The 25915-nt window shown below is 68.5% G+C and carries 24 protein-coding genes and 1 tRNA gene; 10 read left to right on the plus strand and 15 right to left on the minus strand.

The features are described 5' to 3' along the window. The first annotated feature begins 9 nt into the window (after nucleotides 1-9). The 8 genes from VFE82_RS12510 (at nucleotide 10) to VFE82_RS12545 (ending at nucleotide 7969) form a co-directional block, all read left to right on the plus strand. Nucleotides 10-1200 carry a 3-hydroxybenzoate 6-monooxygenase gene (locus tag VFE82_RS12510; protein WP_325000651.1) on the plus strand — a complete coding sequence of 397 codons (1191 nt, stop codon included), beginning with the start codon at nucleotides 10-12 and terminating at the stop codon, nucleotides 1198-1200. An 8-nt stretch (nucleotides 1201-1208) separates the two neighbouring features. Then, nucleotides 1209-2555, plus strand: coding sequence for an FAD-dependent oxidoreductase (locus VFE82_RS12515; RefSeq protein WP_325000652.1), 1347 nt, complete (start codon nucleotides 1209-1211; stop codon nucleotides 2553-2555). Nucleotides 2556-2574: 19 nt separating this feature from the next. Continuing rightward, entirely contained in the window at nucleotides 2575-3630 is a 1056-nt protein-coding gene (gene gtdA / locus VFE82_RS12520) for a gentisate 1,2-dioxygenase (protein WP_325000653.1), read from the plus strand. Continuing rightward, nucleotides 3627-4322 (plus strand): fumarylacetoacetate hydrolase family protein, encoded by a 696-nt coding sequence (locus VFE82_RS12525; protein ID WP_325000654.1) that lies wholly within the window; start codon nucleotides 3627-3629, stop codon nucleotides 4320-4322. Before gtdA ends, VFE82_RS12525 begins: the two co-directional genes overlap by 4 nt. A gap of 98 nt (nucleotides 4323-4420) precedes the next feature. After that, the gene (locus VFE82_RS12530) at nucleotides 4421-4903 is read left to right on the plus strand and encodes a TRAP transporter small permease (protein WP_325000655.1); all 483 of its coding nucleotides are present in this window, start codon (nucleotides 4421-4423) and stop codon (nucleotides 4901-4903) included. After that, entirely contained in the window at nucleotides 4900-6216 is a 1317-nt protein-coding gene (locus VFE82_RS12535) for a TRAP transporter large permease (protein ID WP_325000656.1), read from the plus strand. Before VFE82_RS12530 ends, VFE82_RS12535 begins: the two co-directional genes overlap by 4 nt. A 90-nt stretch (nucleotides 6217-6306) precedes the next feature. Continuing rightward, complete coding sequence (locus VFE82_RS12540) at nucleotides 6307-7359, plus strand: TRAP transporter substrate-binding protein (protein WP_325000657.1); 1053 nt, start codon at nucleotides 6307-6309, stop codon at nucleotides 7357-7359. Nucleotides 7360-7420: 61 nt separating this feature from the next. Then, complete coding sequence (locus VFE82_RS12545; protein ID WP_325000658.1) at nucleotides 7421-7969, plus strand: NUDIX hydrolase; 549 nt, start codon at nucleotides 7421-7423, stop codon at nucleotides 7967-7969. Nucleotides 7970-8002: 33 nt separating this feature from the next. Here VFE82_RS12545 and VFE82_RS12550 read toward each other — a convergent pair whose 3' ends face one another. The 13 genes from VFE82_RS12550 to aceA form a co-directional block, all read right to left on the minus strand. Further along, nucleotides 8003-9994, minus strand: coding sequence for a serine/threonine-protein kinase (locus tag VFE82_RS12550; protein WP_325000659.1), 1992 nt, complete (start codon nucleotides 9992-9994; stop codon nucleotides 8003-8005). 148 nt (nucleotides 9995-10142) lie between these two features. Then, on the minus strand, nucleotides 10143-11036 hold the full coding sequence (locus tag VFE82_RS12555; protein WP_325000660.1) for an adenylate/guanylate cyclase domain-containing protein: 894 nt from the start codon (nucleotides 11034-11036) through the stop codon (nucleotides 10143-10145). Nucleotides 11037-11112: 76 nt separating this feature from the next. Then, nucleotides 11113-11189: transfer RNA gene (locus tag VFE82_RS12560), tRNA-Pro, on the minus strand. A 23-nt stretch (nucleotides 11190-11212) separates the two neighbouring features. Continuing rightward, on the minus strand, nucleotides 11213-11707 hold the full coding sequence (locus VFE82_RS12565) for a MerR family transcriptional regulator (protein WP_325000661.1): 495 nt from the start codon (nucleotides 11705-11707) through the stop codon (nucleotides 11213-11215). An 82-nt stretch (nucleotides 11708-11789) separates the two neighbouring features. Beyond that, a complete protein-coding gene (locus VFE82_RS12570) occupies nucleotides 11790-12125 on the minus strand; it encodes an integration host factor subunit alpha (protein WP_325001016.1) in 336 nt (111 codons plus the stop codon). Nucleotides 12126-12167: 42 nt separating this feature from the next. Beyond that, complete coding sequence (gene pheT / locus VFE82_RS12575; RefSeq protein ID WP_325000662.1) at nucleotides 12168-14588, minus strand: phenylalanine--tRNA ligase subunit beta; 2421 nt, start codon at nucleotides 14586-14588, stop codon at nucleotides 12168-12170. A gap of 21 nt (nucleotides 14589-14609) precedes the next feature. Beyond that, nucleotides 14610-15668 (minus strand): phenylalanine--tRNA ligase subunit alpha, encoded by a 1059-nt coding sequence (pheS, locus tag VFE82_RS12580; protein WP_325000663.1) that lies wholly within the window; start codon nucleotides 15666-15668, stop codon nucleotides 14610-14612. 89 nt (nucleotides 15669-15757) lie between these two features. Beyond that, the gene (rplT, locus tag VFE82_RS12585; RefSeq protein WP_157396403.1) at nucleotides 15758-16117 is read right to left on the minus strand and encodes a 50S ribosomal protein L20; all 360 of its coding nucleotides are present in this window, start codon (nucleotides 16115-16117) and stop codon (nucleotides 15758-15760) included. Between the two features lie 25 nt (nucleotides 16118-16142). Further along, nucleotides 16143-16346, minus strand: a complete 204-nt coding sequence (rpmI, locus tag VFE82_RS12590; RefSeq protein ID WP_325000664.1) for a 50S ribosomal protein L35 — start codon at nucleotides 16344-16346, stop codon at nucleotides 16143-16145. A gap of 191 nt (nucleotides 16347-16537) precedes the next feature. After that, the gene (gene infC / locus VFE82_RS12595) at nucleotides 16538-17149 is read right to left on the minus strand and encodes a translation initiation factor IF-3 (protein WP_325001017.1); all 612 of its coding nucleotides are present in this window, start codon (nucleotides 17147-17149) and stop codon (nucleotides 16538-16540) included. A gap of 78 nt (nucleotides 17150-17227) precedes the next feature. Further along, nucleotides 17228-19135: a threonine--tRNA ligase gene (gene thrS, locus VFE82_RS12600; protein ID WP_325000665.1), complete on the minus strand. Its 1908-nt coding sequence runs from the start codon at nucleotides 19133-19135 to the stop codon at nucleotides 17228-17230. A 227-nt stretch (nucleotides 19136-19362) separates the two neighbouring features. Continuing rightward, nucleotides 19363-21198 carry a CHASE domain-containing protein gene (locus VFE82_RS12605; RefSeq protein WP_325000666.1) on the minus strand — a complete coding sequence of 612 codons (1836 nt, stop codon included), beginning with the start codon at nucleotides 21196-21198 and terminating at the stop codon, nucleotides 19363-19365. 176 nt (nucleotides 21199-21374) lie between these two features. Continuing rightward, entirely contained in the window at nucleotides 21375-22700 is a 1326-nt protein-coding gene (aceA, locus tag VFE82_RS12610; RefSeq protein ID WP_414708755.1) for an isocitrate lyase, read from the minus strand. 340 nt (nucleotides 22701-23040) lie between these two features. Here aceA and VFE82_RS12615 point away from each other — a divergent pair, with 340 nt between their 5' ends. Further along, on the plus strand, nucleotides 23041-23892 hold the full coding sequence (locus VFE82_RS12615) for a DMT family transporter (RefSeq protein WP_414708761.1): 852 nt from the start codon (nucleotides 23041-23043) through the stop codon (nucleotides 23890-23892). On the opposite strand, the gene rraA is transcribed toward VFE82_RS12615, so the two are convergent. Continuing rightward, nucleotides 23870-24370, minus strand: a complete 501-nt coding sequence (rraA, locus tag VFE82_RS12620; protein ID WP_325000668.1) for a ribonuclease E activity regulator RraA — start codon at nucleotides 24368-24370, stop codon at nucleotides 23870-23872. The two genes, VFE82_RS12615 and rraA, sit on opposite strands and share 23 nt — an antisense overlap. Beyond that, the gene (locus VFE82_RS12625) at nucleotides 24367-24861 is read right to left on the minus strand and encodes an Lrp/AsnC family transcriptional regulator (RefSeq protein ID WP_325000669.1); all 495 of its coding nucleotides are present in this window, start codon (nucleotides 24859-24861) and stop codon (nucleotides 24367-24369) included. Before VFE82_RS12625 ends, rraA begins: the two co-directional genes overlap by 4 nt. Before the next feature lie 92 nt (nucleotides 24862-24953). On the opposite strand from VFE82_RS12625, the gene yedA reads away from it, so the two are divergent. Beyond that, nucleotides 24954-25901, plus strand: coding sequence for a drug/metabolite exporter YedA (gene yedA / locus VFE82_RS12630; RefSeq protein WP_325000670.1), 948 nt, complete (start codon nucleotides 24954-24956; stop codon nucleotides 25899-25901). Nucleotides 25902-25915 lie beyond the last annotated feature (14 nt).

Raw genomic sequence — 25915 nt, forward strand, 5'->3', positions numbered from 1 at the left:
ACACCCGCCATGCCCCATCCCTCTCCCGTGATCGTGGCCGGCGGCGGCATCGGCGGGCTGGCCGCGGCCTTCGTCCTCGGCCGGCAGGGCCTGCCGGTCACGGTGCTGGAGCAGTCCCAGGCCTTCGGCGAGATCGGCGCCGGCATCCAGCTGGGACCCAACATCTTCCGGATGTTCGGGCACCTCGGGCTGACCGACGCCATCCACCAGGTGGCGTACTTCCCGCCCGGCCTGGGCATGAACGACGTGCGCACCGGTGAGCGCGTCGTGCGGGTGCCGCTCGGCGAAACGGCGGTCGCAACCTACGGCTTCCCCTATGGCGTCATCTACCGGGCCGACCTGCACCAGGTGTTGCTGGACGCGTGCCGCGGCCTGCCGACGGTGACGCTGCGCACGGGCGCCAGGATCGAGCGCTTCACGCAGGACGCGGCAGGCGTGCAGGTCCACCTGGCCGATGGCGAGGCGATCGAGGGCGCGGCGCTGGTTGGCGCCGACGGGCTCTGGAGCCGCGCGCGCGAAGCCATCGTCGGCGATGGGAAGCCGCGCGTGTCGGGACACGTGGCCTACCGGGCCGTGCTGCGGCGCGAGGACGTGCCCCCGCACCTGTGGAGCGACGACGTGCTGCTGTGGGGCGGCGAGAAGACGCACCTGGTGCACTACCCGCTGCGCCGGGGCGAGCTGTTCAACCTGGTGGCGGTGTTCCACAGCAACCGGTACGACGAGGGCTGGAACACCTTCGGCGACACGGCCGAACTCACCGAGCGCTTCGCGCAGGCTGTCGCGCCGGTGCGCGAACTGCTCGGCAAGATCGAGACCTGGAAGATGTGGGTGCTGTGCGACCGCGAACCGGTGGCCGACTGGAGCCGCGGCCGGGTCACGCTGCTGGGCGACGCGGCGCATCCCATGCTCCAGTACCTGGCCCAGGGCGCTGGCCAGGCCATCGAGGATGCCGTGGTGCTGGGCCAGGCGATCCGCCACACCGCGGGCGACTGGCCGGCCGCGTTCCGGCTGTACCAGCAGGCGCGGTACCTGCGCACCGGGCGGGTGCAGCTGACCGCCCGCTTCTACGGCGACATCTACCATGCCGGCGGCGTGGCCCGCGAGCTGCGCAACCGGATGTTCCAGGGCGGCCAGGAGTCGGCCGGATTCGCCGGCCTGAAATGGATGTACGAGGGCATCGACCCGGACCACCTGTTCTGATGAAGCTGATGAAGAATTCGACGATCACCGAACCCGAGCGCCGGACCGAGGTCTACGGCGAGTACGACGTCGTGGTGCTCGGCGGCGGGCCGGCCGGCATCGCTGCCGCCGTCGCCGCCGCCCGTGCGGGCCTGTCGACGCTGCTGGTGGAGCGCTACGGCTTCCTCGGCGGCATGGGCACGGCTGCCGGTGTCACCAACTTCTGCGGGCTGCACGCCAACGTCCACGGCGAGATCCGGCGCGTGGTGCACGGCGTCGCGAGCGAGCTGCTGGAGCGCATCGACCGGCTCGGCGGACTGAATGCGCCCCACGCCCTGTTCGGCAAGACCGTCGCGCAGGCCTACGACACGGCGGCCTACAAGATCGCCGCCGACGAACTCGTCGCCAGTGCCGGCGTGCAGCTGCTGTTCCACGCGCTGGCGGTCGGGGTCGTGATGGCGGCGCCGCGACACGTGCACGCGTTGCTGGTGGAAACCCGGTCGGGGCGCCGCGCCGTGATCGGCCGCAGCTTCATCGACGCATCCGGCGACGGCGACCTCGCGGCCTGGGCCGGCGTGCCCTTCGACAAGGGCGACGGCGCGGGCAACATGCTCTATCCGTCCACCATGTTCCGCCTGAACGGGATCGACCCCGAACGGGCCGGCAAGGCCTGGGAGGTGATCCCCGGGCTGATGCTGCAGGCGCAGGCCGAGGGCCGCTACCGGTTCCCGCGCAAGACGCCGATCGTGCGGCCGCAAAAGAGCGGCATCGAATGGCGCGTCAACCTCACCCAGCTGGCCAATGCGCAGGGCAACGCGATGGATGGCACCGACGCCGACGAACTGACCCAGGCCGAGCTGCTCGGCCGGCGACAGATCGCCTCGGTGGCCGGATTCCTGAAGGAGGTGCCGGGCTTCGAGCGCTCCTACATCGTCGACATCGCGCCCCAGGTGGGCATTCGCGAGACGCGGCGCATGCACGGGCTGTACCAGCTGACGGAGGCCGACGTGCTGGGCTGCGCGAGCTTCGACGACACGGTGGGCGTGAACGGATGGCCACTCGAGCTGCACCTGCGCGGCGACGTCGAATTCCGCTGGCCGCCGATTCCGCAGAGCCGCGGCTTCAACCACCTGCCCTATCGCATGGTCGTGCCGGTCGGCGTGGACAATCTCTGGATCGCCGGCCGTTGCGCCTCGATGAGCCACGAAGCGCAATCGGCCGCCCGGGTCACGGGCGCCTGCTTCGTGATGGGCGAGGCGGCCGGCACGGCAGCGGACCTGGCGCTGGGCAGCGGCTGCAGCGCGGAGAATGTCCCGGTGGCCACGCTGCAGGAGCGGCTTGCCGCCGGCGGCGTGTTCCTCGGCCACGAAGCATGAGTCCACTCCAGGAGACCGCATGAACGGCCCCGATGCCACCTTGCTCGCGCGGCAGCAGCTCTACCGCGACATGGCTCCGCACCATCTCACCCCGCTGTGGGAGGTGCTGCATGCGCTGGTGCCGAAAACACCCGCCACGCCGTGCGTGCCCGCGCACTGGGCGTACGACCAGGTGCGCCCGTTCCTGATGCGCGCCGGCCAGGCGATCACCGCCGAGGAGGCGGTGCGCCGGGTGCTCATCCTCGAGAACCCCGGCCTGCCCGGCCAATCGGCCGTCACCCAGTCGCTCTATGCCGGCCTGCAGCTGATCCTGCCCGGCGAAGTCGCGCCCAGCCACCGCCACACGCAGAGCGCCTTGCGCTTCATCGTCGAAGGCAGCGGCGCCTACACGGCGGTGGACGGCGAGCGCACCACGATGCGCCCCGGCGACTTCATCATCACGCCCAGCTGGACGTTCCATGACCACGGCAGCGAGGCCGACGGCCCGGTGGTCTGGCTGGACGGCCTGGACATCCCCACGATCCGATTCTTCGACGCCGGCTTCGCCGAGAACGACACGTCGCGCTCGCAGGCGGTGGCCCGGGCGGAGGGCACGAGCCTGGCCCGCTTCGGCCACAACATGGTGCCGGTGCGCCACGACGCGCCGTTCGGCGCCACCTCGCCGATCTTCAGCTATCCCTACGAGCGCAGCCGCGAGGCGCTCGACCGGCTGGAACGTGATGCGCCGGTGGACGCCTGGGACGGGGTCAAGCTGCGCTACGTGAACCCGCTCACCGGCGGCTACCCCATGCCCACCATGGCGACCTTCATGCAGAAGCTGCCGGCTGGTTTCTCGGGCCGCGGCTGGCGCCAGACCGACGGCGCGGTCTACAGCGTCGTCGAAGGATCCGGCAGCGTGGAGATCGAGGCGGGCGAGCAGCGCTGGCGGTTCGACTTCGCGCCACGCGACCATTTCGTTGTGCCCTCGTGGCACACTGCGCGGCTGAGTTCGCAGGCCGGCTGCGTCCTCTTCAGCTACTCCGACCGGCCGGTCCACCAGGCACTGGCCATCCACAGAGAAGAAAGGTTGTCATGAGTTTCGTCATCACTGCGCCGGCCCAGGTTTCGCTGCCGGTCGTCGGCCGCGGCGAGCGGTTCCCGGTGCGCCGCGTCTACTGCGTCGGCCGCAACTACGTCGAGCACGCCAAGGAGATGGGCTTCACCGGCCGCGAGCCGCCGTTCTTCTTCTTCAAGCCCGCCGACGCCGTCGTGCCGGTGGCCGCCGGGGACACCGGCACCATCGCCTACCCCAGCCTGACCAGGGACCTGCACCACGAGATCGAACTGGTGGCCTGCATCGGCATGGGCGGCAAGAACATCAAGGCCGCCGACGCGCGCAAGCACATCTGGGGCTATGCCGTGGGCCTGGACATGACGCGCCGCGACCTGCAGGGCGAGATGAAGAAGCAGGGCCGTCCCTGGGAGATCGGCAAGTCGTTCGAGCAGTCCGCGCCGATCGGGCCGGTCACGCCCGCAGCGCAGGCCGGTGACATCGAGAACGCCGCGATCTGGCTGCAGGTGAACGGCCAGGACCGCCAGCGCAGCAACGTCTCCAAGCTGATCTGGAACCTGGGCGAGATCATCGAGCACCTCTCGGCGGCCTGGGAGCTCGCACCCGGCGACCTGATCATGACCGGCACGCCCGAGGGCGTCGCTGCGGTGGTGGCCGGCGACACGCTGGTGGGCGCGGTCGACGGGCTCGAGACGCTGCGCGTGCGCGTCGCCTGACGCCGGCCGCGCCCCGCCATCGGCGCGGGCGCGGCGCTCAACCTGAAGCGGCCGCAGGCCGCTTGCGGCATCCGACAAGAATCCGAAGAAAGGCCGGTGTGAAGCTGCTCGACCTCCTTGCCAGGCTGTGCGCCATCCTGGCCGGCATCCTCTTGACAGGCATCACCCTGATGACCTGCGCCAGCCTGATCGGCCGCAACACGGTGGGCACGACGCTGGTCGGCGACTTCGAACTCACGGGCGTCGCGACCGGGGCCGCCATCGCCCTCTTCATGCCGTGGTGCCAGGTTCGGCACGGGAACATCATCGTCGACTTCTTCACAGCCCGGAACAGCGCCCGCACCAACGCCCTGCTCGACCGCTTCGGCTGCCTGCTCCTCGCGGTGGTGTTCGCCCTGCTCGCCTGGCGCACCACCCTGGGCGCGATGAGCGCGCTGGCCGGCCACTCGGAAACGCAGATCCTCGGGTTCCCCGAGTGGATCGTGCACGCCACCATGGTGCCCGGCTTCGTGCTGACCGCGGCGATCGGGTTGTGGCAGGCGGCCTTCGGACTGGGCGACGCACCGGAGGCGCACGCATGAGCCCGCTGCTGCTCACGCTCGGCATCTTCGCCATCATGCTGGTGCTGATGGCGGTGCGCGTGCCGATCTCGGTGGCGATGTTCGCTGCGGGCGCGATCGGCTATGTGGTGCAGACCGGCTGGCTGCCGCTGGCGAGCTTCCTCAACACGCAGGCGTTCGCGCGCTTCGCCAGCTATGACCTGTCGGTCATTCCGCTGTTCATCCTGATGGGGCACTTCGCCACCCAGGGTGGCATCAGCAAGGCGCTGTTCTCCTTCGCCGCCGCCGTCATGGGTCGCTTCAAGGGGGGCCTGGCCATGGCGTCGGTGCTGGCATGCGCGGCGTTCGGGGCGATCTGCGGATCGTCGGTGGCGACGGCGGCGACCATCACCTCGGTGGCGCTGCCCGAAATGAAGCGCCACGGCTATTCGGGCCGCCTGGCCACCGGCACGCTGGCAGCCGGCGGCACGCTGGGCATCCTGATCCCGCCTTCGGTGCCGCTGGTCATCTACGCCATCCTGGCCGAGCAGAACATCGCCAAGCTGTTCGCGGCCGCCATGGTGCCGGGCCTGATCGCCATGGTGGGCTACATGGTGGCCATCGCGATCTACGTGCGCCTGGTCCCAGGCCAGGCGCCCGACACCGACGACGCGCCGCGCCTGACGGCCGAGGCGCTGTCCGGCGTGGTGCCGATCGTGCTGATCTTCCTGCTGGTGTTCGGCGGGATCTACGGCGGCCTGTTCACGCCCACCGAAGGCGCCGCGGTCGGGGCGGCGTCCACCTTCGTGGCCGCGCTCATCAAGCGCGAGATCACCTGGGCCAAGTTCAAGCAGTGCTTCTATGCGACCGCCGAGAGCTCGGCCATGATCTTCCTGATCTTCATCGGGGCGGACCTGATGAATGCCTCGCTGGCGTTGACGCAGGTGCCGAACCAGCTTGCCTCGGTGGTCGGCGGCTGGGGCCTCTCGCCCCTCATGGTCGTCTCGGCGATCCTGCTGTTCTACGTCGTGCTCGGCGCCGTGATGGACGAGCTCAGCATGATCCTGTTGACCATCCCGATCTTCTTCCCGATGGTGATGGGCCTGGACTTCGGCCTGCCCAGGGAATCGGTGGCGATCTGGTTCGGCATCATGGTGCTGATGACGGTCGGGTTCGGCCTGCTCGCGCCGCCGGTCGGCCTGAACGTGTACGTGGTCAACGGGATGGCCCGGGACGTGCCGATCGCCGAGAGCTACCGCGGCGTGCTGCCCTTCCTCCTGAGCGACACGCTGCGCACGCTGCTGCTGCTGTTCTTCCCGGCGATCTCGCTCTGGCTGGTCAAGTACGTGTCCTGAACGGCGCGTCCGCGTCTTGCGGGAAAGCACCGAAGCGCGCAGGCTCGGCACTGAAGTACCTTCCGGAGTTCACCTCCGGAGCTCCCCACGATGATCCAGCGCCGCACCCTCCTGAAGTCCACGGCCGCCGCGGCACTCGCCACGCCCGCCCTGGGCGGCTTCGCCCAGCAGAGCGTCACCCTGAAGTTCCACACCTTCATGGCGCCGCAGTCCAACGTCTGGCTGAACATGCACAAGACCTGGATGGACAAGGTCGAGAAGGACTCCGGCGGCCGCATCAAGTTCGAGGGCTATCCCGCCATGCAGCTCGGCGGCACTCCCGTGCAGCTGTACGACCAGGCGCGCGACGGCGTGGTCGACGTGGTCTGGACCCTGCCGGGCAACACCGCCGGCCGCTTCCCGCGGGTCGAGGTGTTCGAGCTGCCGTTCATGATGACCAACGCCGAGGCGACGTCCAAGGCGTACTGGGACTACGTGCAGACGCTCGCGGCAGACGAGTTCAAGGACACGCAGGTCATCGCGTTGCAGGTGCATGGGCCGGGGGTGATCCACACCGCCGAGAAGCCGGTGCGCACGGTCAACGACATGCGCGGCCTGAAGATGCGCGCCCCGACGCGCCAGGTGACCAAGCTGGTGGCGGCGCTGGGCGCCACGCCGGTGGGCATGCCGCTGCCGCAGATCCCGGATGCGCTGTCCAAGGGCACCATCCAGGGCTGCGTCATTCCCTGGGAGGTCGTGCCGTCGGTCAAGGTGCACGAGCTGACCAAGTTCCACGCCGAGTTCGATCCGGCCGGTGGCTCGCTCTACACCACCACCTTCGTGATGGCGATGAACAAGGCCAAGTACAACTCGCTGCCACCCGATCTGAAGAAGGTGATCGACGCCAACTCGGGCATGGCCACCTCGGCCTGGCTCGGCAAGGTCCAGCAGGGTGGCGACGTCGCCGGCCGCAAGGCCGCGGCCGACCGGGGCAACAACGTCTTCACCGTGAGCGCGTCCGAGGCCCAGGAATTCCGCCGCCGCTCGCGCCAGATCGAGGTCGAGTGGGTGGAGGACATGAACAAGCGCGGTTTCGACGGGCGCAAGCTCCTCGAAGGCGCCCGCGGCCTGATCGAGAAGCACACCAGGGGCACCAAGGCCTGACGCCGGCGCAGGATCCTGCGCCCGGCCGCGCCGGACCGCAGGCCCTGTTTACACTCGGGTGATGCCCTTTCGCACCCCCATCAAGCATTGCCGCAATTGCGGACAGGGCGTGGTCTACCGCGTGCCGGACGATGGCGACATCCGCGAGCGCGCGGTCTGCCCCGCCTGCGGCACCATCCACTACGAGAACCCGCTGAACGTCGTGGGCACCGTTCCCTACCTTGGCGACAGGGTGCTGCTGTGCAAGCGCAACATCGAGCCCCGCTGGGGCAAGTGGACGCTGCCGGCCGGCTTCATGGAACTCGGCGAGACCACGCTCCAGGGCGCCGCACGAGAAACCGACGAGGAAGCCGGCGCCGACGTCGAGATGCAGGGCCTGCTGACCGTGGTGAGCGTGCCCCGCGTGGGGCAGGTGCACCTGTTCTACCTGGCCAGGTTGCGCAGCGACCGGTTCGCGCCGGGACACGAGACCATCGAGGCCAGGCTGTTCACCGAAAACGAGATCCCATGGGAGGAGATCGCGTTCAAGACCGTGCGCGAGACCTTGCTGTGCTATTTCGAGGATCGCCGCCGTGGCCAGTTCGGCGTCCACAACCTCGAGGTGACCTGACGCCGCGGTGACCGCACGGCCCGCCCGGCGGGCTCAGTTGCCGTACTTGTTCGTCTCGCGCATCTTGGCCTCTTCGCGCAGGCGGACGCAGGCCGGGAAGTTCTGGAACCCGGGCTTGTTGCACTCGGTGTAGAGGCAGTACTGCTTGGCGATGAACATCTTGTCCTTGCAGGTCTCGGACGGGGATGCCAGACGCCCGCCGCCGTTGCGCGCGTCGTCCGCCTGCGCCACTGGCTGCGCGGCTGCCGCGCCAGCCGCCTGCGCAGCAGCCTCGCCTGCGCCGGGCGCCGGGGCCGCGGCGGCCGTCACGGCCGAGGGTTTCGGTCTCGCCCTGGACTCCGGCTGCGGCTTGCGCGCGGCGGACGCGGCGGCAAGTGGTGCCTGGCCGATCCGCACGGCCGGCGCGGAGGCTGCCGCGGCGATCGACGCCGCCGGCTTGCTGGCCGCCGCAGCGGCTGCGTTGTCCGGGGTCGGAGCCGGGGTCGGGGCCGGCACGGCGGCCGCCACGACCGGCACGGGCGCCGGCGCCACCGCGACGGATGCGGATGGCGCGGCGACGAGGGGCGCCGCCGGGCTGGCCGCTGCCGCCACGTCGGGGGCGCCCTTGCGCGACGCCATCAGCGCGGCGCCGCCACCTGCCAGCACCAGCAGGGCGATCCCGGCCAGGACCGCCATGGGCAGTTTTCTGGTCGCTTTGGCATCCCGCGGGGGCGCTTTCGCCGTGCTGGTGCTCCTGGCGTGCCTGGCGGACTTGGCCGCCGCCGGTGCGGCATCGGCCGGCCGCGCCGCCTTGGGCGCGCGCGGTGCCTTTGGCGCTTCGGTCGCCGTGGCGGGCAGAGGCGGCGGAGCCACGGCAGGCGCGGGCGGCTGAGCCAGCGGGAGGGTGGTCATCTCACCCGGCAGGCGCGTGGCATCGGGGTCGTCGTGCGCCGGATCGGTGGCCAGTCGCCGCAGGCGCCGGCGCGCGAGGTCGGCATAGATGCCTTCCGGGAAACGGGCCAGGAAGCCGCGCAGCTCGTCGGGGTCGGTGGATTCCTTGACGTCCTTCCAGTAGACCAGCTCGAGTTCCTGGGTGACGGCGCTGCCGGTGCCGCCCGAGGTCATGCCGGCGATGCTGCCGCTGCCCGGGGGCACGGTGAAGGCGGCCCCGTCGCGTGCGCGGGCGGGGTTCACCGGCGGCAGGATGGTGGCGTCCTCGGCCAGTTGCAGCGCCGACTGGAGCGCGTTCGAGAAGTCGCCCGCCGTGGCGAAGCGGTCTTCGCGGTTCTTGGCAAGCGCGCGCGCCACGACACCGTCCACCGCCGCCGGCAGCCGCGCATTGAACGAGCTCGGCGGCGGAGGCGTGTGTCCGATGATCTGGTGGATGATGGTGAAGTCGTTGTCACCATCGAAGGGCCGCTTGTCGGTGAGCAGCTGGTAGAGCACGACACCCACCGAGAACAGGTCGGCCCGGGCGTCGATCTTCTGGCCCTGCACCTGCTCCGGCGACATGTACTTCAGGGTTCCGACCATGTTGCCCTGCGTGCGCGTGGCTTCGCCCGAGTCCTGCATGCGGGCGACGCCGAAGTCGGTGAGCTTCACCCGTCCATCGGGTTCCAGCAGCAGGTTGGCCGGCTTGATGTCCCGGTGGACGATGCCTTGGCGATGGGCGTAGTCGACAGCCGACAACAGGTCGCGCACGATCGCGAACGCCTGCTGCAGCGAATAGCGCACGCCCTTGTCCAGGTGGTGCTTCAGGTCGTCGCCCTGGATGTACTCCATCACCAGGAACGCGGTGTCGCCGTCGCGGTCGGAGTCGTAGACGCTGACGATGTTCGGGTGCTGCAGGCGGGCGGCGGACCGCGCCTCGGTGCGGAAGCGCGCCTCGTATTCGGCGGCCGCCTCGTCGGACAGGTTCTCCACCTTGACCGTCTTGATCGCCACCCGGCGATCAAGGTTCGGGTCACGGCCCTCGTACACGATGCCCATGGCACCTTTGCCGAGCACGCGCACCAGCTCATAGCGGCCAAGCTTCTTCAAACTCACGGCAAAGACCTGTTACCCGGGAAACACATTCTATGCCCCGGGTCGCTGCCCGATGGGGTTGCGCAACGGACCGATGTGTTTGGCGCGATGCAGGTGGCGTCTGCGTTGGCTGCGCCCGACACTTGCCGGGGTCCCCGGCGCCGGCGCCTCAGTGGCAGATCCGGAACGTGACCACCGGCGCGTCGCTGACCTCGCGGCCGCAGCCAAGGGTGATGAGGCCCTGCCCCACGAGCCAGCACTCCGTGCGACGCAGGACCAGCGGGGTGGCGGTCTCGCCGCCCACGTAGACCCAGGTGCCGAAGCTGGACTGGTCGTTCAGGATGAAGTGACCGCCACGCCATTCGATCGTCGCGTGAACGCGCGACACGCGCGAGTCGTTCAGGCTCAAGGAAGCGGTGATGGAGCGCCCCAGGGTGACCGGCTGTCCCCGCGGCGCGAGCCGGAGAGTCTGGCCGCCTCCGACCAGCTCGAGTTCGGCGTTGGCGTCGGCCCGGAACAGGCTCGCGCCCATCACCGTGGCGTCGCTGTCGCGCTCCGGTTGCCACTGCACGCGGTACACCTCGGTCGCTTCGCTCTTGCCGCGCAGGTACATGGGCCCGAGCGATCGCATCAATTGCTGCAGTTCGGCCGGCAACGCATCGCGCACGCGCTGGCTCGCCAGGATCTGCTGGGCCCCGGCAAGATCGGCCAGCCGCGCAGCGCTGTTGACGGCATCGCCGTAGCAATCGCCATCGATCTCCACCACCTCGCCGGACTCCACGCCGATCTGCATCTGCACCGGCTGGCCGCTGCCTCCAGGCAGGACCGGGCGGTCGGCCAGATGCTTCTGGATGGCGATGCAGGCGGAAAGCGCGTCGGCTTCACGCGGGAACACGGTGAACAGGCCGTCGCCGAGCAGCTTGACCACGCGTCCGTTGTGGGCCTCGAAGGTCCTGGCGAGATCGGCCGTGAGCTGCGTCACAAAGCGCCCGGCCGTTGCGTCGCCGAGCCGCTCGAAAATGCCGGTGCTGCCGACCAGGTCGGCGAAAACCACGGTCGCCATGGCAGGCATTGTAGGGGGCTCTCCGTGAAAAAAATCCGGCCGGGCCCTTGCGGGACCCGGCCGGATTCGTCTTTGTTGGTCGGCGTGGCGGGATTCGAACTCGCGACCCCTTGCACCCCATGCAAGTGCGCTACCAGGCTGCGCTACACGCCGAGCCCGCGATTATAGCCTGCGGTTCAGTGCCCCGCGGACAGCAGGTCGCGAATTTCGAACAGCTCGCGGCGCAGCAGCAGCAGCTTCTCGGACATGGCGCTGTGTTCGGGTTCGCTCACGGTGTCCTCGAACTCCTCCAGGCGTGAATCCTCGAGTCGCGAATCGTCCAGGCGGGAATCTTCGAGACGCGAGTCCTCCACCTCGAGCACCTCGACGCCATCCAGCATCACTTCACCGGCACGGCGCTTGTCCCGCTCCAGTTGCACCAGCTCCTGCAGTTTGTTGCGGGCACCGCTGATCGTGAACCCCTGGTCGTACAGCAGGTCCCGGATCCGGCGGATCATCAACACCTCGTGGTGCTGGTAGTAGCGCCGGTTGCCGCGCCGCTTCATCGGGCGAAGCTGCGTGAATTCCTGTTCCCAGTACCGCAGCACGTGCGGCTTCACGCCGCACAGATCGCTGACTTCGCCGATGGTGAAGTAGCGCTTGGCCGGGATGGATGGGAGGGCTTTCTCCACTGAAATCAATGTTGTAGGAGAGAAAGTTCCAAGGTTACTCTAAGACCGGCGCGGCGCAAAGAGGGCGTTGCCGTCCTGGCCTTCAGGCGCCGCCTTCGCCGTTGCCGTGTCCCTGGATCTGTTCCTTCAGCTTGTGGCTGGCATGGAAGGTCACCACCCGGCGCGCCTGGATCGGGATGGCCTCGCCGGTGCGCGGATTGCGCCCCGGACGCGGCGCCTTGGTGCGGATCTGGAAGTTGCCGAAGCCCGAGATCTTCACGTCCTTGCCCTCGACCAGGCTGCCGGCCACGAGGTCGAAGAAGGCGTCGATCATGTCCTTGGATTCGCGCTTGTTCAGCCCGATCTGCTCGAACAGCAGTTCCGCCAGTTGCGCCTTGGTCAGCGCCGGCGTCTCCAGGCTTTCCACCGTGAACTCCATCGTGGCCTCGTCCTTCGTTGTTGTGGTGAGCATGGGTTCCTCCTAACCCCTCAGGCGGCCGCCGACCTGCTGGCCGATGCGCGCGACCACGGCGGCGACAGCGCCTTCGATCTGGTCGTCGGTCAGTGTCGCGTCGGGGCTGGCGAGCGTCAAGCGCACGGCCATGCTCTTCTCGCCGGCACCCAGCCCGGCACCAGCCTGCTTGGGCTTGTAGACATCGAACAGCGTCGCGTCGCGCAGCAGGCCACCGGTGTCCGCGCCCGAGATCGCGGCCATCAGTTGCGAATGCGTGACGCCGTCGGCCACGATCACCGCCAGATCTCGCTCGGCCGGCTGGAACCGCGGCACGGGCTGGAACACCGGCACTGCGCGCGACAGGACGACGTCGAGATCGAGCTCGAACAGCACGGGCGCCTGGGGCAAGTCCCAGACCTGGCGCCAGCGCGGATGCAGTTCGCCGACGAAGCCGACTTCGCGGCCGTCCAGCAGCACGCGGGCGCAGCGGCCGGGGTGCATCGCCGGGTGCGGTGCCGCCTCGAACGTGGCGCGCAGCGGCGAGAGCAGCGCCTCGACGTCGCCCTTGGCATCGAAGAAGTCCGCGCCGGGCGACTTGCGGCTCCACTGCGCTCCCTCGGGGTCGCCATAGGCCAGCCCCGCCACGCGCATGGGCTGGCGAACGCCCCGGACCGTCGTGTCGGTGGTGGCCACCGAAGCGTCACGCATGAACACGCGTCCCAGCTCGAACACCCTCACCCGCTCGGCCTTGCGGTCCAGATTGAAACGCAGGACCTGCAGCAGCGACCCGAGGAGCGACGAGCGCATCACGCCCATCTGGCTGGCGATCGGGTTCAGCAGGCGGATCGGGTCGGCATTGCCCGCCAGGTCCTTCTCCCACTGCGCCTCGACGAAGCTGAAATTGATCGTCTCCTGGTAGCCCAGTGCGGCCAGCAGCCGCCGCACCGCGAACCGGGACCGGCGGGATTCGGGCGGCAGCTTGGCGGTGATCGGCGCCAGCGGCGGCGTGGTCGGCAGGTTCTCGTAGCCGACGATCCGGGCGACCTCCTCGACGAGGTCTTCCTCGATGGCGATGTCGAACCGGTAGGCAGGCGGCGTCACCACGATGAGGCCCTCGCCCTGCTCTTTCGCCGGCAGGCCCAGACGCCGGAACGCGTCCAGGCATTGCACCGTGGTCACCGGCATGCCGATCACCCGGGCCGCACGGCCCACGCGCAGGGTCACCGGCCGCGACGGCGGCATGTTCAGCACCTGGTCGTCCATCGGCCCGGCTTCGCCGCCGCAGATGTCCACGATCAGGCGGGTGATGTGCTCGATGTGTTCGACGGTCAGGCTGGGATCGACACCACGCTCGAAGCGGTGCCCGGCGTCGGTGGAGAAGTTGTAGCGGCGCGAGCGACCCTGCACGGCCTGCGGCCACCAGAAAGCGGCCTCGACGTAGACGTTGCGCGTGTCGTCGGAAACGGCGGTGGCGTCGCCGCCCATGATCCCCGCGAGCGACTCGACCTGGCGGTCATCGGCGATCACGCCGACCTTCTCGTCCACCACGATGGTGGTGCCGTTCAGCAGCTTGAGCTGTTCACCGGCGCGGCCCCAGCGCACGTCGAGCGACCCGTGGAGCTTGTCGTGATCGAAGATGTGCGAAGGCCGGCCGTACTCGAACATCACGTAGTTCGAGATGTCCACCAATGCAGTGACGCTGCGCTGCCCGCAACGCGCCAGGCGGTCGACCATCCATTGCGGCGTCTTGGCCTTGGTGTCGACGTTGCGCACGACGCGCCCCGAGAAGCGGCCGCACAGGTCGGGGGCGCTCACCTGCACCCGCAGGCGGTCGTCATGAACGGGCTGCACAGGCGGGAACGAGGGCGTCTTGAGGGGGGCGCCGGTCAGCGCGGAGAGCTCGCGCGCGACCCCATAGACGCTCAGCGCGTGCGCCAGGTTCGGCGTGAGCTTGAGCGTGAACACGTGGTCGTCCAGGCGCAGCACTTCGCGCACGTCCCGCCCCACCGGCGCGTCGCCGGCCAGTTCGAGCAGGCCGCCATGGTCGTCGCTCAACTGCAGTTCACGCGCCGAGCACAGCATGCCCTGGCTTTCCACGCCGCGCAGCTTGCCCAGCTTGATGGCGAACGGCTTGCCGTCCTCGCCGGGCGGCAGCTCGGCCCCCACCAGCGCGCAGGGCACGCGGATGCCGGCGCGCGCGTTGGGCGCCCCGCAGACGATGTTCAGCAGGCTGCCCTGCCCCACGTCCACCTGGCACACGCGCAGGCGGTCCGCGTTCGGATGCTGGACGGCTTCCTTGATCTCGCCGACCACCACCTTGGTGAACGGGGGCGCCACCGGGCGCAGGTCTTCCACCTCCAGCCCACCCATGGTGAGCACGTCGGCGATCTGGGTCGTGGACAGCGGCGGGTTGCAGAACTCGCGCAGCCAGGATTCGGGAAATTGCATGGCTTGTCGTCGGCGGGCGGGTTAGCGGAACTGGCGCAGGAAACGGACGTCGCCGTCGAAGAACAGCCGCAGGTCGTTCACGCCGTAGCGCAGCATGGTCAGCCGGTCCGGGCCCATGCCAAAGGCGAAACCGATGAACTTCTCGGGGTCCAGTCCCATGTTGCGCACCACGGTCGGGTGCACCTGGCCGGAGCCGGCCACCTCCAGCCAGCGGCCCGCCAGCGGCCCGCTCTGGAACTGGATGTCGATCTCGGCGCTGGGCTCGGTGAACGGGAAGAAGCTCGGGCGGAAGCGCAGCGCCAGGTCGTCGCTCTCGAAGAAGGTGCGGCAGAAGTCGGTGAACACGACCTTCAGGTCCTTGAAGCTCACGTTCTCGCCCAGCCACAGGCCTTCGCACTGGTGGAACATCGGCGAGTGGGTGGCGTCGCTGTCGACCCGGTAGGTGCGGCCCGGGGCGATCACGCGGATCTCCGGCATCGGCTGCCCCGCCTTCACGGCGTCGGCGAACTTCTTGATGTGCTGGTGGGCATAGCGCACCTGCATCGGGCTGGTGTGCGGCCGCAGGTTGTAGTGGATGCCGTCCTCACCCTGGATGTCGACGTAGAACGTGTCCTGCATCGAGCGCGCCGGGTGGTTCGGCGGGTTGTTCAGCGACGTGAAGCTGTGCCAGTCGCTCTCGACCTCGGGACCGTCGGCCACGTCGAAGCCCATGCTGGCGAAGATCTGCTCGATGCGCTCGAGCGTCAGGCTCACGGGATGCAATCCGCCCGGCTCGCGCAGCCGGCCGGGCAGCGTGACGTCGAGCGCCTCGGCCTTGAGCTGCAGTTCGAGCTCGGCGTCGGCCAGGGCCTGCCGTCGCTCGCCCAGCGCCGCCTCGATCGCCTGCTTGGCAAGGTTGATTGCCGCGCCGCGGGTCTTCTTCTCCTCGACCGACAGCGCCGCCATCCCCTTCATCAGCTCGGTGATGCGGCCGGACTTGCCGGTGAATTGCGCCTTGGCGTTCTCGAGGTCGGCCGGGTTCGCCGCCGCGGCAAACGCACGGCGCGCAGCGTCGACGATGGAATCCAGTTCGTTGCTCATGCGAAGAAAAACAGGGCTAGTGCCTGCCAGCCCTAGCCCTGTTCCAGTGGGTTGCACCGGGCGCCGCGGCTGGCGGCGCCCACCGGGAGTCAAGCCGCCAGCTTGGCCTTGACCTGCTCCACGATGCCGGCGAAAGCGGCCTTGTCGTGCACGGCGATGTCCGCCAGCACCTTGCGGTCGATCTCGATGCCGGCCTTGCGGATGCCGTTGGCGAACTGGCTGTAGGTCAGGCCGCATTCACGCGCGGCGGCGTTGATACGGGCGATCCACAGCTGGCGGAAGACGCGCTTCTTGGCGCGGCGATCGCGGTAGGCGTACTGGCCCGCCTTCATCACCGCTTCCTTGGCGATGCGGAAGACGTTGCCGCGGCGACCGCGGAAGCCCTTGGCGAGGGCGAGGACCTTCTTGTGGCGGGCGCGTGCCGTTACACCACGTTTGACGCGAGGCATGTGTGTTCTCCTTGTTCGTCGGTGATCAGAGGCCCCGGCCCGGCAGCATGGCGGCCATCGAGTCCATGTTGGTCTCGTGGACGGTCACCGCACCGCGCAGGTGGCGCTTGTTCTTGGTGGACTTCTTGGTCAGGATGTGACGTTTGAAGGCCTGGCCCCGCTTGACGGTGCCGCCGGGACGAACGCGGAAACGCTTCTTCGCGCCGCTCTTGGTCTTCATCTTGGGCATGTGACTGCTCCTTCTCTTCTTGTGCTCGTGAGGCGCCGCGAATCCTTCGCGTCTTGATGGCCCCGAGCCACTTGTGCGGCGTCTTCGAAGCCGCCGCTGTCGTGGCGACCTGCGCCACGGTCCGGAAGGCCGAAGCCTTCCCTCGCCGGACCCGCCCCGGCGACCAACCGATGCGTGTCCGTGAACTCCTGCTAGGCCGTGGCCGTCCCTGCGGCCTCGGCGGCGGGCTTGGCCTGACCAGTTCCCGCCTTCTTGCGGCTCGGCGCGATCATCATGATCATCTGCCGCCCCTCGAGCTTGGGGAACTGCTCCACCAGGATGGTGTCGCCCAGCTCGTCCCGGATGCGCTGCAGCAGCGCCATCCCGATCTCCTGGTGCGTGATCTCGCGGCCGCGAAAGCGCAGCGTGATCTTGCACTTGTCGCCCTCGGCAAGAAAGCGCTTGATGTTGCGCATCTTGATGTTGTAGTCACCGTCGTCGGTGCCGGGGCGGAACTTGATTTCCTTGATCTCGATGACCGTCTGCTTGGACTTCGCCTCGGCCGCCTTCTTCTGTTCCTGGTACTTGAACTTGCCGTAGTCCATCAGCCGGCACACCGGCGGATTGGCGGTGGCCGCAATCTCGACCAGATCGACGTCGAGTTCGCCTGCCATGCGCAGAGCTTCCTGGAGGCTCACGATGCCCAGCGGCTCGTTCTCGGGGCCGGAGAGGCGGACTTCCGGGGCCATGATTTCCCGGTTCAGGCGGTGCTTGCGTTCCTCGCGGTGGCGGCGGTCGCGAAAGTCAGTAGCGATGGTCTCGATCCTTCAATGACATGTAAGCTACAAAAAAAGTAGCAACGCCGCCCCAGCCCGCTCTGGCAAGAGACCTTCCGTGGAAGGTCAGCTCTTGCTGGCGATGTCCCTGGCGATCCTTTCGGAGAACGCCTGGAGGGGCATCGCACCGAGGTCCTGATTGCCCCGGGCGCGCACTGCGACGGCACCTGCCGCCCTTTCCTTGTCGCCGACGACCAGGATGTAGGGCAGCTTCTGCAACGAATGCTCCCGTATTTTATACGTGATTTTCTCGTTGCGCAGATCCAGCTCGACCCTAAGCCCTTGATTTTGCAGAGCTTTGGCCACTTCGCGGGCGTAGTCGGCCTGGCCGTCCGTGATGTTGAGCACCGCGACCTGCACCGGTGCGAGCCACGCCGGCAAAGCGCCCGCATGGTGCTCGACGAGCATGCCGATGAACCGCTCCAGACTGCCGACGATCGCCCGGTGCAGCATCACCGGATGGGCGCGGCCACTGGTCTCGGTGACGTACTCCGCGCCCAAACGCTCGGCCGTGTTGAAATCGATCTGCATCGTGCCGCACTGCCACTGCCGCCCCAGCGCGTCCTTGAGCGTGTACTCGATCTTCGGACCGTAGAAGGCGCCGTCGCCGGGGGCGACCACGAACGCGACGCCGGACCGGCGCAGCGCCTCCATGCAGGCATGCTCGGCCTTGTCCCACAGCTCGTCGGAGCCGACGCGGTTCTCCGGCCGCGTCGCGACCTTGTACAGGATGTCGGTGAAGCCGAAGTCGCGGTAGACCTTCTGCAGCTGGGCCGTGTACGCGACGCACTCCTCGAGGATGTGGTCCTCGGTGCAGAACGCGTGGCCATCATCCTGGGTGAACCCGCGCACACGCATGATCCCGTGCAGCGCGCCCGAAGGCTCGTTGCGGTGGCACTGCCCGAACTCACCATAGCGAAGCGGCAGGTCGCGATAGCTGCGCAGCTGCGACTTGAAGATCAGCACATGCCCGGGGCAGTTCATCGGCTTGAGCGCGTAGTCCCGCTTCTCGCTCTCCGTGGTGAACATGTTCTCGCGGTAGTTCTGCCAGTGCCCCGTCTTCTCCCAGAGGCTGCGGTCGAGGATCTGCGGGCCCTTGACTTCCTGGTAGCCCGTGTCCTTGTAGACCTGGCGCATGTACTGCTCGACCTGCTGCCAGATGGCCCAGCCTTTGGGGTGCCAGAACACGACGCCCGGCGCGACATCGTCGATGTGGAACAGGTCGAGCTCGCGCCCGAGCCGGCGGTGGTCGCGCTTCTCGGCTTCCTCCAGCATCGTGAGGTACTGCTGCAGCTCCTCCTTGGTGGACCAGGCCGTCCCGTAGATGCGCTGGAGCATCTCGTTGCGGTGGTCGCCGCGCCAGTAGGCGCCGGCCACCTTCATCAGCTTGAAATGCTTGAGCTTTCCGGTGCTGGGGACATGCGGGCCACGACACAGATCCTCGAAGCCGCCCTCGCGGTACAGCGAGACCTCCTCGTTGGACGGGATGCTCGCAATGATCTCGGCCTTGTAGTTCTCGCCGATCGACTTGAAGTGCGCCACCGCCTCGTCGCGCGGGAGCACCCGCCGCTGCACCGGCTCGTCCTTGGCGGCGAGTTCGGCCATCCGCTTCTCGATGGCCGCCAAGTCCTCGGGCGTGAAGGGCCGCTTGTAGGCGAAGTCGTAGTAGAACCCGTTCTCGATCACCGGGCCGATCGTGACCTGCGCGTCGGGGAACAGCTCCTTGACGGCGTATGCCAGCAGGTGGGCGGTCGAGTGCCGGATCACGTCCAGGCCGTCCGGGTCCTTGGCCGTGATGATGGAGACGGGCGCGTCATGGTCGATGGTGTAGGCCGTGTCGACCACCTTTCCATCGACCTTGCCGGCCAGGGCGGCCTTCGCCAGGCCCGGGCCAATGGAGGCGGCCACCTCGGCCACAGAGACGGGGGCGGGGTACTCGCGGCGCGAGCCGTCGGGAAGCGTGATGTGGATCATGGGATGCAACTCCAGCGGGACAAACGAAAAGCGCGGCCTGTCGCCGCGCTCTTGCTGGGATCTGGGTCCGTTCGGGATGCGCGACTACCCGGCCGCTAGAGGGCCGTGAATCCTTCCGGAGTAGTTCGCGGTGTCATAACCGAAGCTGCCTTTCTCGCTCTTGTGGGTGTGAGACGCGGCCATTTTAACCCGTGGCCGGCAAACCGTCCCGTGGCCGGGGTGCAAACTCACCGATCGACCGTGGCCTGCTCACCCGGACCGTGCTGGGCGTCTGCGGTGCCGGCCGCTGCCGCTGCGTTGGCCAGCGGCAGAACCAGCACGAACTCGGAGCCCCGGCCGAGGCCCTCGCTGTGCGCTTCGATGCGCCCCCCATGCAGTGCCGCCAGGCCAGCCGAGAGGTTCAGGCCGATGCCCAGGCCCCCGCCCCCCGCGTGGCGATCGACCTGCTCGAACAGGCCGAACACCTGCTGCAGCCGCGAAGGCTCGATGCCAACGCCGCTGTCGCGCACCGAGATGCGGACGGTGTCGCCATCCTGACGGGCCGCGAGGTCGATCCTCCCGCCGGGCGGCGTGTAGTGGGCCGCGTTGTTCAGCAGGTTGGTGAGAATCTGCCCGATGCGCGTCGGGTCGACATGCAGGTGGATGTCCGGATCGACCGGCACCACCGTGAAGCGGTGCCCGCGTGCATCGATCAGGGGCCGGCTGGTCTCGACGGCGGCGTCCACCACGGCGACCAGGGCGACAGACTGGCGCTGCAGCACGATCTTGCCGCGCGAGATGCGGGAGACGTCGAGCAGGTCGTCGATGAGCCGCACCATGTGGCGCACCTGCCGCCCGAGGATGTCGCGCGCCCGTCGAGCCGGTTCCGGGTCCGGCGTGCGGTTCAGGATCTCGAGCGCGTTGCGGATCGGCGCGAGCGGGTTGCGCAATTCGTGCGCCAGGATCGCCAGGAATTCATCCTTGCGCCGATCCCCTTCCCGCAGCTCCGCATAGAGCTGCTGCAGTCGGCTCGCCCGCTCGAGCGCCTGCTCCTGGCTGGCACGCAGGGCCAGCTCGTTGCGTCGGCGTTCGGACGACGCCAGTTCCGCATCGCGCCGCGCGCGGACCTGCACCAGGGTGACCCAGGCGAGCAACACGCTGGCGCCGAACGACAGGCCGCCGAGCCATGGCACCAGCCGCCGTTGCGAGAGCGCTTCGAAGGCGGGCCGGCTGCTCATCCGCATGTGCCAGCGGCGGCCGGCGACGTTGAATTCGCGGACGGTCGAGTACTCGGGCACGGGGGAGCCCGCTTCGCGCGTGGAGCGCAGCAGGGATTCAGGGCCGAGTTCCGCGCTGTCGTACAGCTCGTAGTCGAGCTCCCGCGCTCCTGCGCCGCGGATGCCCTCCAGCAGATCGCCCGCGCGCAGCGGCGAGTAGACGAAGCCGGCCAGATTGCGACGGCGGGCCTCCAGGTCGGGTGGTGCCGTGCGACCGCGGTAGACGGGCAGGAAGATGAGGAAGCCGCTCTGCTTGCCCGCATTGATCTCCTGCACCAGTGTCACCTGGCCGGATGCCACGGCCCGGGCGGCGTCGCGCGCGTTGGCCATGGCGGCACGCCGGACGGGGTCGGTGAACATGTCGTAGCCGATCGCCGCCACGTTGCGTGCGTCCTGCGGCTCCAGGTAGAGGATGCTGTGGTACTCGTCGCGCGGCTCCTCGGGCCAGACATGGAAATCACCAAGACCTTCGGCCCGCCGACGCGCCACCGCACCGGGCACCTGTGCCGGCATGAAGCGCGCACTCCAGCCGATCCCCTGGATGCCCGGATAGCGCCGGCGCAGATCGAGTTGTCCCACATAGGCCGAGAACTGCTGCTGCCCGACATGGTCGCTGGCGGCGAACAGCCCTGCCACCCCGTACAGCAGGGTCACCGTGGTTTCGATTCGCTCACGCGCCGCGTCTGCCGTGCGCGTGGCCTCGGTCTCGAAGGCCGCCTGGTCCTTGGCACGGATCGACCGCGTCGTCGAGACGAGCAGGAGCGCCGTGACCACCAGGGCCAGGGCGAACACGAACGCCGGCGCCATCCACAGCGACCTGGGACGGCGATCGGATGCAGGGGGACGGGCAGGAGCGGACACGCGGCAATCGGACGGCAGGCGCGTCCGATGCTAACCCTCACCGCAACGGAAAAGGGCCCGCAGGCGCAAGCCCCCGGGCCCTCGTCGGCCGTTCGGAACGTCCGGCCGGGCGTGCAGTCCGATCAGGCGGCCTTCTTCTCGTCGAAGAACTGCTCATCCTCGGTCGAGCCCTTCAGCGCTGCCGTCGAGGCGTTGGCTTCGATGGTCGTCGTCACGGCATCGAAGTAGCCCGTGCCCACCTCGCGCTGGTGCTTCACGGCGGTGAAGCCCTTGTCGGCGGCCGCGAACTCCTTCTGCTGCAGCTCGACGAAGGCGCTCATGTTGTTGCGGGCATAGCCGTAGGCGAGCTCGAACATGGAGTAGTTGAGGCTGTGGAAGCCGGCCAGGGTGATGAACTGGAACTTGTAGCCCATGGCGCCCAGCTCCTTCTGGAACTTGGCGATCGTGGCGTCGTCCAGGTTCTTCTTCCAGTTGAACGAGGGCGAGCAGTTGTAGGCCAGCAGTTTGCCCGGGAACTTGGCGTGGATCGCGTCCGCGAACGCCTTGGCGAAGGCCAGGTCGGGCGTTCCGGTCTCGCACCAGATCAGGTCGGCGTACTCCGCATACGCCAGGCCGCGACTGATGGCCTGGTCCAGGCCCTTCTTGGTGCGGTAGAAGCCCTCGACTGTGCGCTCGCCGGTGCAGAACGGCTGGTCGATCGGGTCGACGTCGCTGGTGACCAGGTCTGCCGCCTCGGCATCGGTGCGGGCGAGCAGGATCGTGGGCACGCCCATCACGTCGGCCGCCAGACGCGCCGCCACGAGCTTGGCCACCGCCTCGCGGGTCGGCACCAGCACCTTGCCGCCCATGTGCCCGCACTTCTTGACCGAGGCGAGCTGGTCCTCGAAGTGGACGCCGGCGGCACCCGCCTCGATCATGGCCTTCATCAGCTCGAACGCATTGAGCACGCCGCCAAAGCCGGCTTCCGCGTCGGCCACGATGGGCGCGAAGTAGTCGATGTAGCCCTCGTCGCCCGGGCCCTTGCCTTCGCTCCACTGGATCTGGTCGGCGCGGGCGAAGGTGCTGTTGATCTTCTTGACGACCTTGGGCACCGAATCGACCGAGTACAGCGACTGGTCGGGGTACATCTCGCCGTTGCTGTTGGCATCGCCCGCCACCTGCCAGCCGGACAGGTAGATGCCTTTCAGGCCGGCCTTGACCTGCTGCATGGCCTGGTTGCCGGTCAGGGCGCCGAGCGTGTTGACGAATGGCTCGGTGTTGATCAGGGTCCAGAGCTTCTCGGCGCCGCGACGGGCCAGGGTGTGCTCGATGTGCAGCGAGCCGCGCAGGCGCACCACGTCGGCGGCGCTGTAGCCGCGCTTGATCCCCTTCCAGCGCGGATTCTCCGCCCAGTCCTTCTCGAGCTGGGCGATCTGCTGGTCGCGGGTCAGGTGGGTCCAGTTGCTCATGGCGTTCACTCCTAGGTTGTTGAGGGGGCCGGCAGGTTCTTGCCGCTGGAACCAACTGTAGTCTTCTACAAGACCTTGATGTGATCTTGTGTCTTATAGAAGACCCATTTTGTTTCTCTTGAAAATCAATCGCTTAGCTAGTTCATTTCGCGATGAGAAAACATTTTTCTCGTATCGAGAAAAAATGGCGCGCCGCAGCATCGCGAGATCCCGCATCGTGGAACGACGTTTAGCTTCCGTGAAACGCGGAGGACCACTGCGGCAAGATCGGCGCTTTTGCCAGCCGACCGTGCCCACCGCCTCCCCTCGCCTCCTCGCCTGCGCCTGCCTGGCCCTGAGCATGTCGCTCGTCGGCAGCTATGTGGCACTGTCCAAACCGCTGGTCGCCACCTTTCCGGTCTTCCTGCTGGCGTGGCTGCGGTTCGCGATCGGCGCGCTGGCCATGCTGCACTGGTTGCGGCCTCCGCCGGCGGAGATCCCGATCACGGGAGCGACCCACCGGCTGCTCTTCCTCGAGTCGTTCCTCGGCAACTTCCTGTTTTCCATCTGCATGCTCGCGGGCGTGAGCCAGACCAGCGCCGTGTCGGCGGGCGTGATCATGGCGGCCATCCCGGCCGCCGTGGCGGTGCTCAGCTGGGCTTTCCTGCGAGAGCACGTTCCCGGTCGCGTGTGGGGCGCCGTTGGCTGCGCCGTGGCCGGGATCGCCCTGCTTGCAACCGGCAAGGCCCGCGATGGCGCCCCGCCGTCCCTCGTCGGCAACCTCCTGGTGGTGGGGGCCGTCGTGTGTGAGGCGTCCTATGCGGTCATCGGCAAGAAGCTCACCGGTGCGCTGGGCCCACGCCGCATCACGGCCCTGGTCAACCTGTGGGGCCTGGCCCTGATGACGCCGTTCGGGCTGTGGCAGGCCCGCAACTTCGACTTCGGCGCCGTCGCCCCCGGCACCTGGCTGCTGCTGCTGTTCTACTCGCTGGCCGCCAGCGTCTGGAGCGTGTGGCTGTGGATGACCGGCTTGCGTGGTCTTCCGGCCGCGCTGGGCGGCGTGTTCACCGTGATGCTGCCGGTCACCGCGGCCGCCGTGGGTGTGGCGGCCCTCGGCGAACCCTTCGGCCACCGCCAGCTCGCCGCCTTTGCCCTGGCGCTGGCCGGCGTGCTGCTCGCCACGGTGCCGGTCAGAGCAGCGGCTGGTCGCTGACCACGATCCCGTCCTCGTCCGCATAGAGCCACTGGCCGGGCCGCACGGCCGTGCCCTGGATCGTCACCGGCACGTCGCGCTGCCCTTCGTCGCGCTTGACCGAGCGCTGCGGCATCAGGGCCAGCGCCTTCACGCCGACGCCGGCCGCCATGAGTTCGGCGGCATCGCGCACGGCGCCGTCGACCACCAGACCGGCCCAACCGTTGCGCGCCGCCGCCGCGGCAAGGTTGCCGCCAACGAGCGCGCGGCGCACCGATCCTCCCCCGTCGACCACCAGCACTCGACCCTGCCCAGGCGACTCGACCGCCTCCTTGACGCGGCTGTTGTCCTCGAAGCACCGCACCGTGGCGATCGGGCCGGCGAAGCGTCGTGCGGCGCCGAAGTCGCGGAACACGGGTGCGAGCACCCACAGGACTGGCTGGGCATCGTTCTCGCGGGCGTCGCAGAGATCGCAGGTGCTGAAGTCGCGCTGGCTCATTTTCCGGTGACCTTTCGGATGGCGGGCCTGATGTTCTCACGGCGCGCCGGCGACACGGGCGCGTGCTCGCGGGGCATGTTCAGCACGATCGACGTCGACGTGTCGGCCAGCAGGCAGAACCGGGTGACCACCGCGTCGAGGTGTTCGACGTCGATCACGGCGATCTCCAGGATCCAGCTGTCCTCGCCGGTGACGTTGAAGGCATTGATCACCTCGGGCGTCTGCCCGATCAGCTTGACGACGCGTGCGTAGTCGGCGCGGCCGACCCGCACGATCGCCCGGATGCCGTAGCCCAGTCGCTGCAGGTCCACGGCCGCCCGGTAGCCCCGGATCACGCCTTGCATCTCGAGCTTGCGCACACGTTCGGTGACGGCAGGCTGGCTCAGATGCACCCGGCGGCCAAGTTCCGCCATGCTGATCCGGGCATCGGCCTGGAGTTCGGCCAGGATCCGGCTGTCGTAGGCATCGACTTCAGGAATTTCGGCTGCCATGGAAGATGACCTTGATTTTCAAAGCCCGTGTACCGGGCGGACCGTGAATTCTGCATGGCGCGTACCGGGCGCGCCACCTACGATGCCCGACCATGGACGCCCGCCAACCCGCATTCTCCCGGCGCCGCACCGATCTGGTGGTGCCCGCGCTGCTCGCCTGCTATCTCGTCTGGGGATCCACCTACCTGGCGATCCGGCTGGCGCTGGCCAGCTTTCCGCCGTTCTTCCAGATGGGAACGCGCTTCCTGGCCGCCGGCGCCCTGCTGCTCACCTGGACCTTGCTGCGGGGTGGCACCTGGCCGGGACGGCGGCACTGGCGCAACGCCGCCATCGTCGGGACCCTCATGCTCGGCGCCGGCATGGGCCTCACGGCGAGCGCGGAGCAGCACGTCGGGTCGGGGCTGGTGGCCGCCTTCATCGCCGTGGTGCCCATCCTGGTGTGCCTGTGGGGATTGCTCGTGGGCGAGCGACCCGGCCGGCTCGAGCTGGCCGGCATGCTGGTGGGGCTCGGTGGGGTGCTGCTGCTCGTGCAGGGCGCCAGCTTCGCGGCCGCCCCGGGTGCACTGGCTTGCATGGCCGGCGCCACGCTCGCCTGGTCCCTGGGGTCGGTGCTGTCGGCCACGCGCCTTCCGCTGGCGCCCGGCGCGGCCGGCTTCGCAAGCGAAATGTTGTGCGGTGGCGCGGCGTTGATGCTGGTTTCTCTCGTGCTGGGTGAACAGCCGCAGTGGCCGCCCTCGAGGGCTGCGTCGCTGGCGTGGCTGTACCTGGTGGGTGCCGGATCGCTGGTGGCCTTCAGTGCCTACCTGTACCTGCTCGGGCATGCCTCCCCTGCGGTGGCCACCAGCTACGCCTTCGTGAACCCAGTGATCGCGCTGCTGCTCGGCGTCGGCTTCGGCGGCGAACGCGTCTCGCTCGCCGAATGGGCCGCCTGTGCGGTGGTGCTGCTCGGCGTCGTGCTGATCCTCAGAGGGAAAACGGGCCCGCGCAGGGCGTCGCGACAGGCGCCAAACCACCCCGAAAAAAACAACACGCCCCAATGAAAAAAGCCGTTTTC

Origin of the sequence: Ramlibacter sp. (assembly GCF_035655895.1) — a bacterium.
Classification (GTDB): domain Bacteria; phylum Pseudomonadota; class Gammaproteobacteria; order Burkholderiales; family Burkholderiaceae_C; genus Ramlibacter.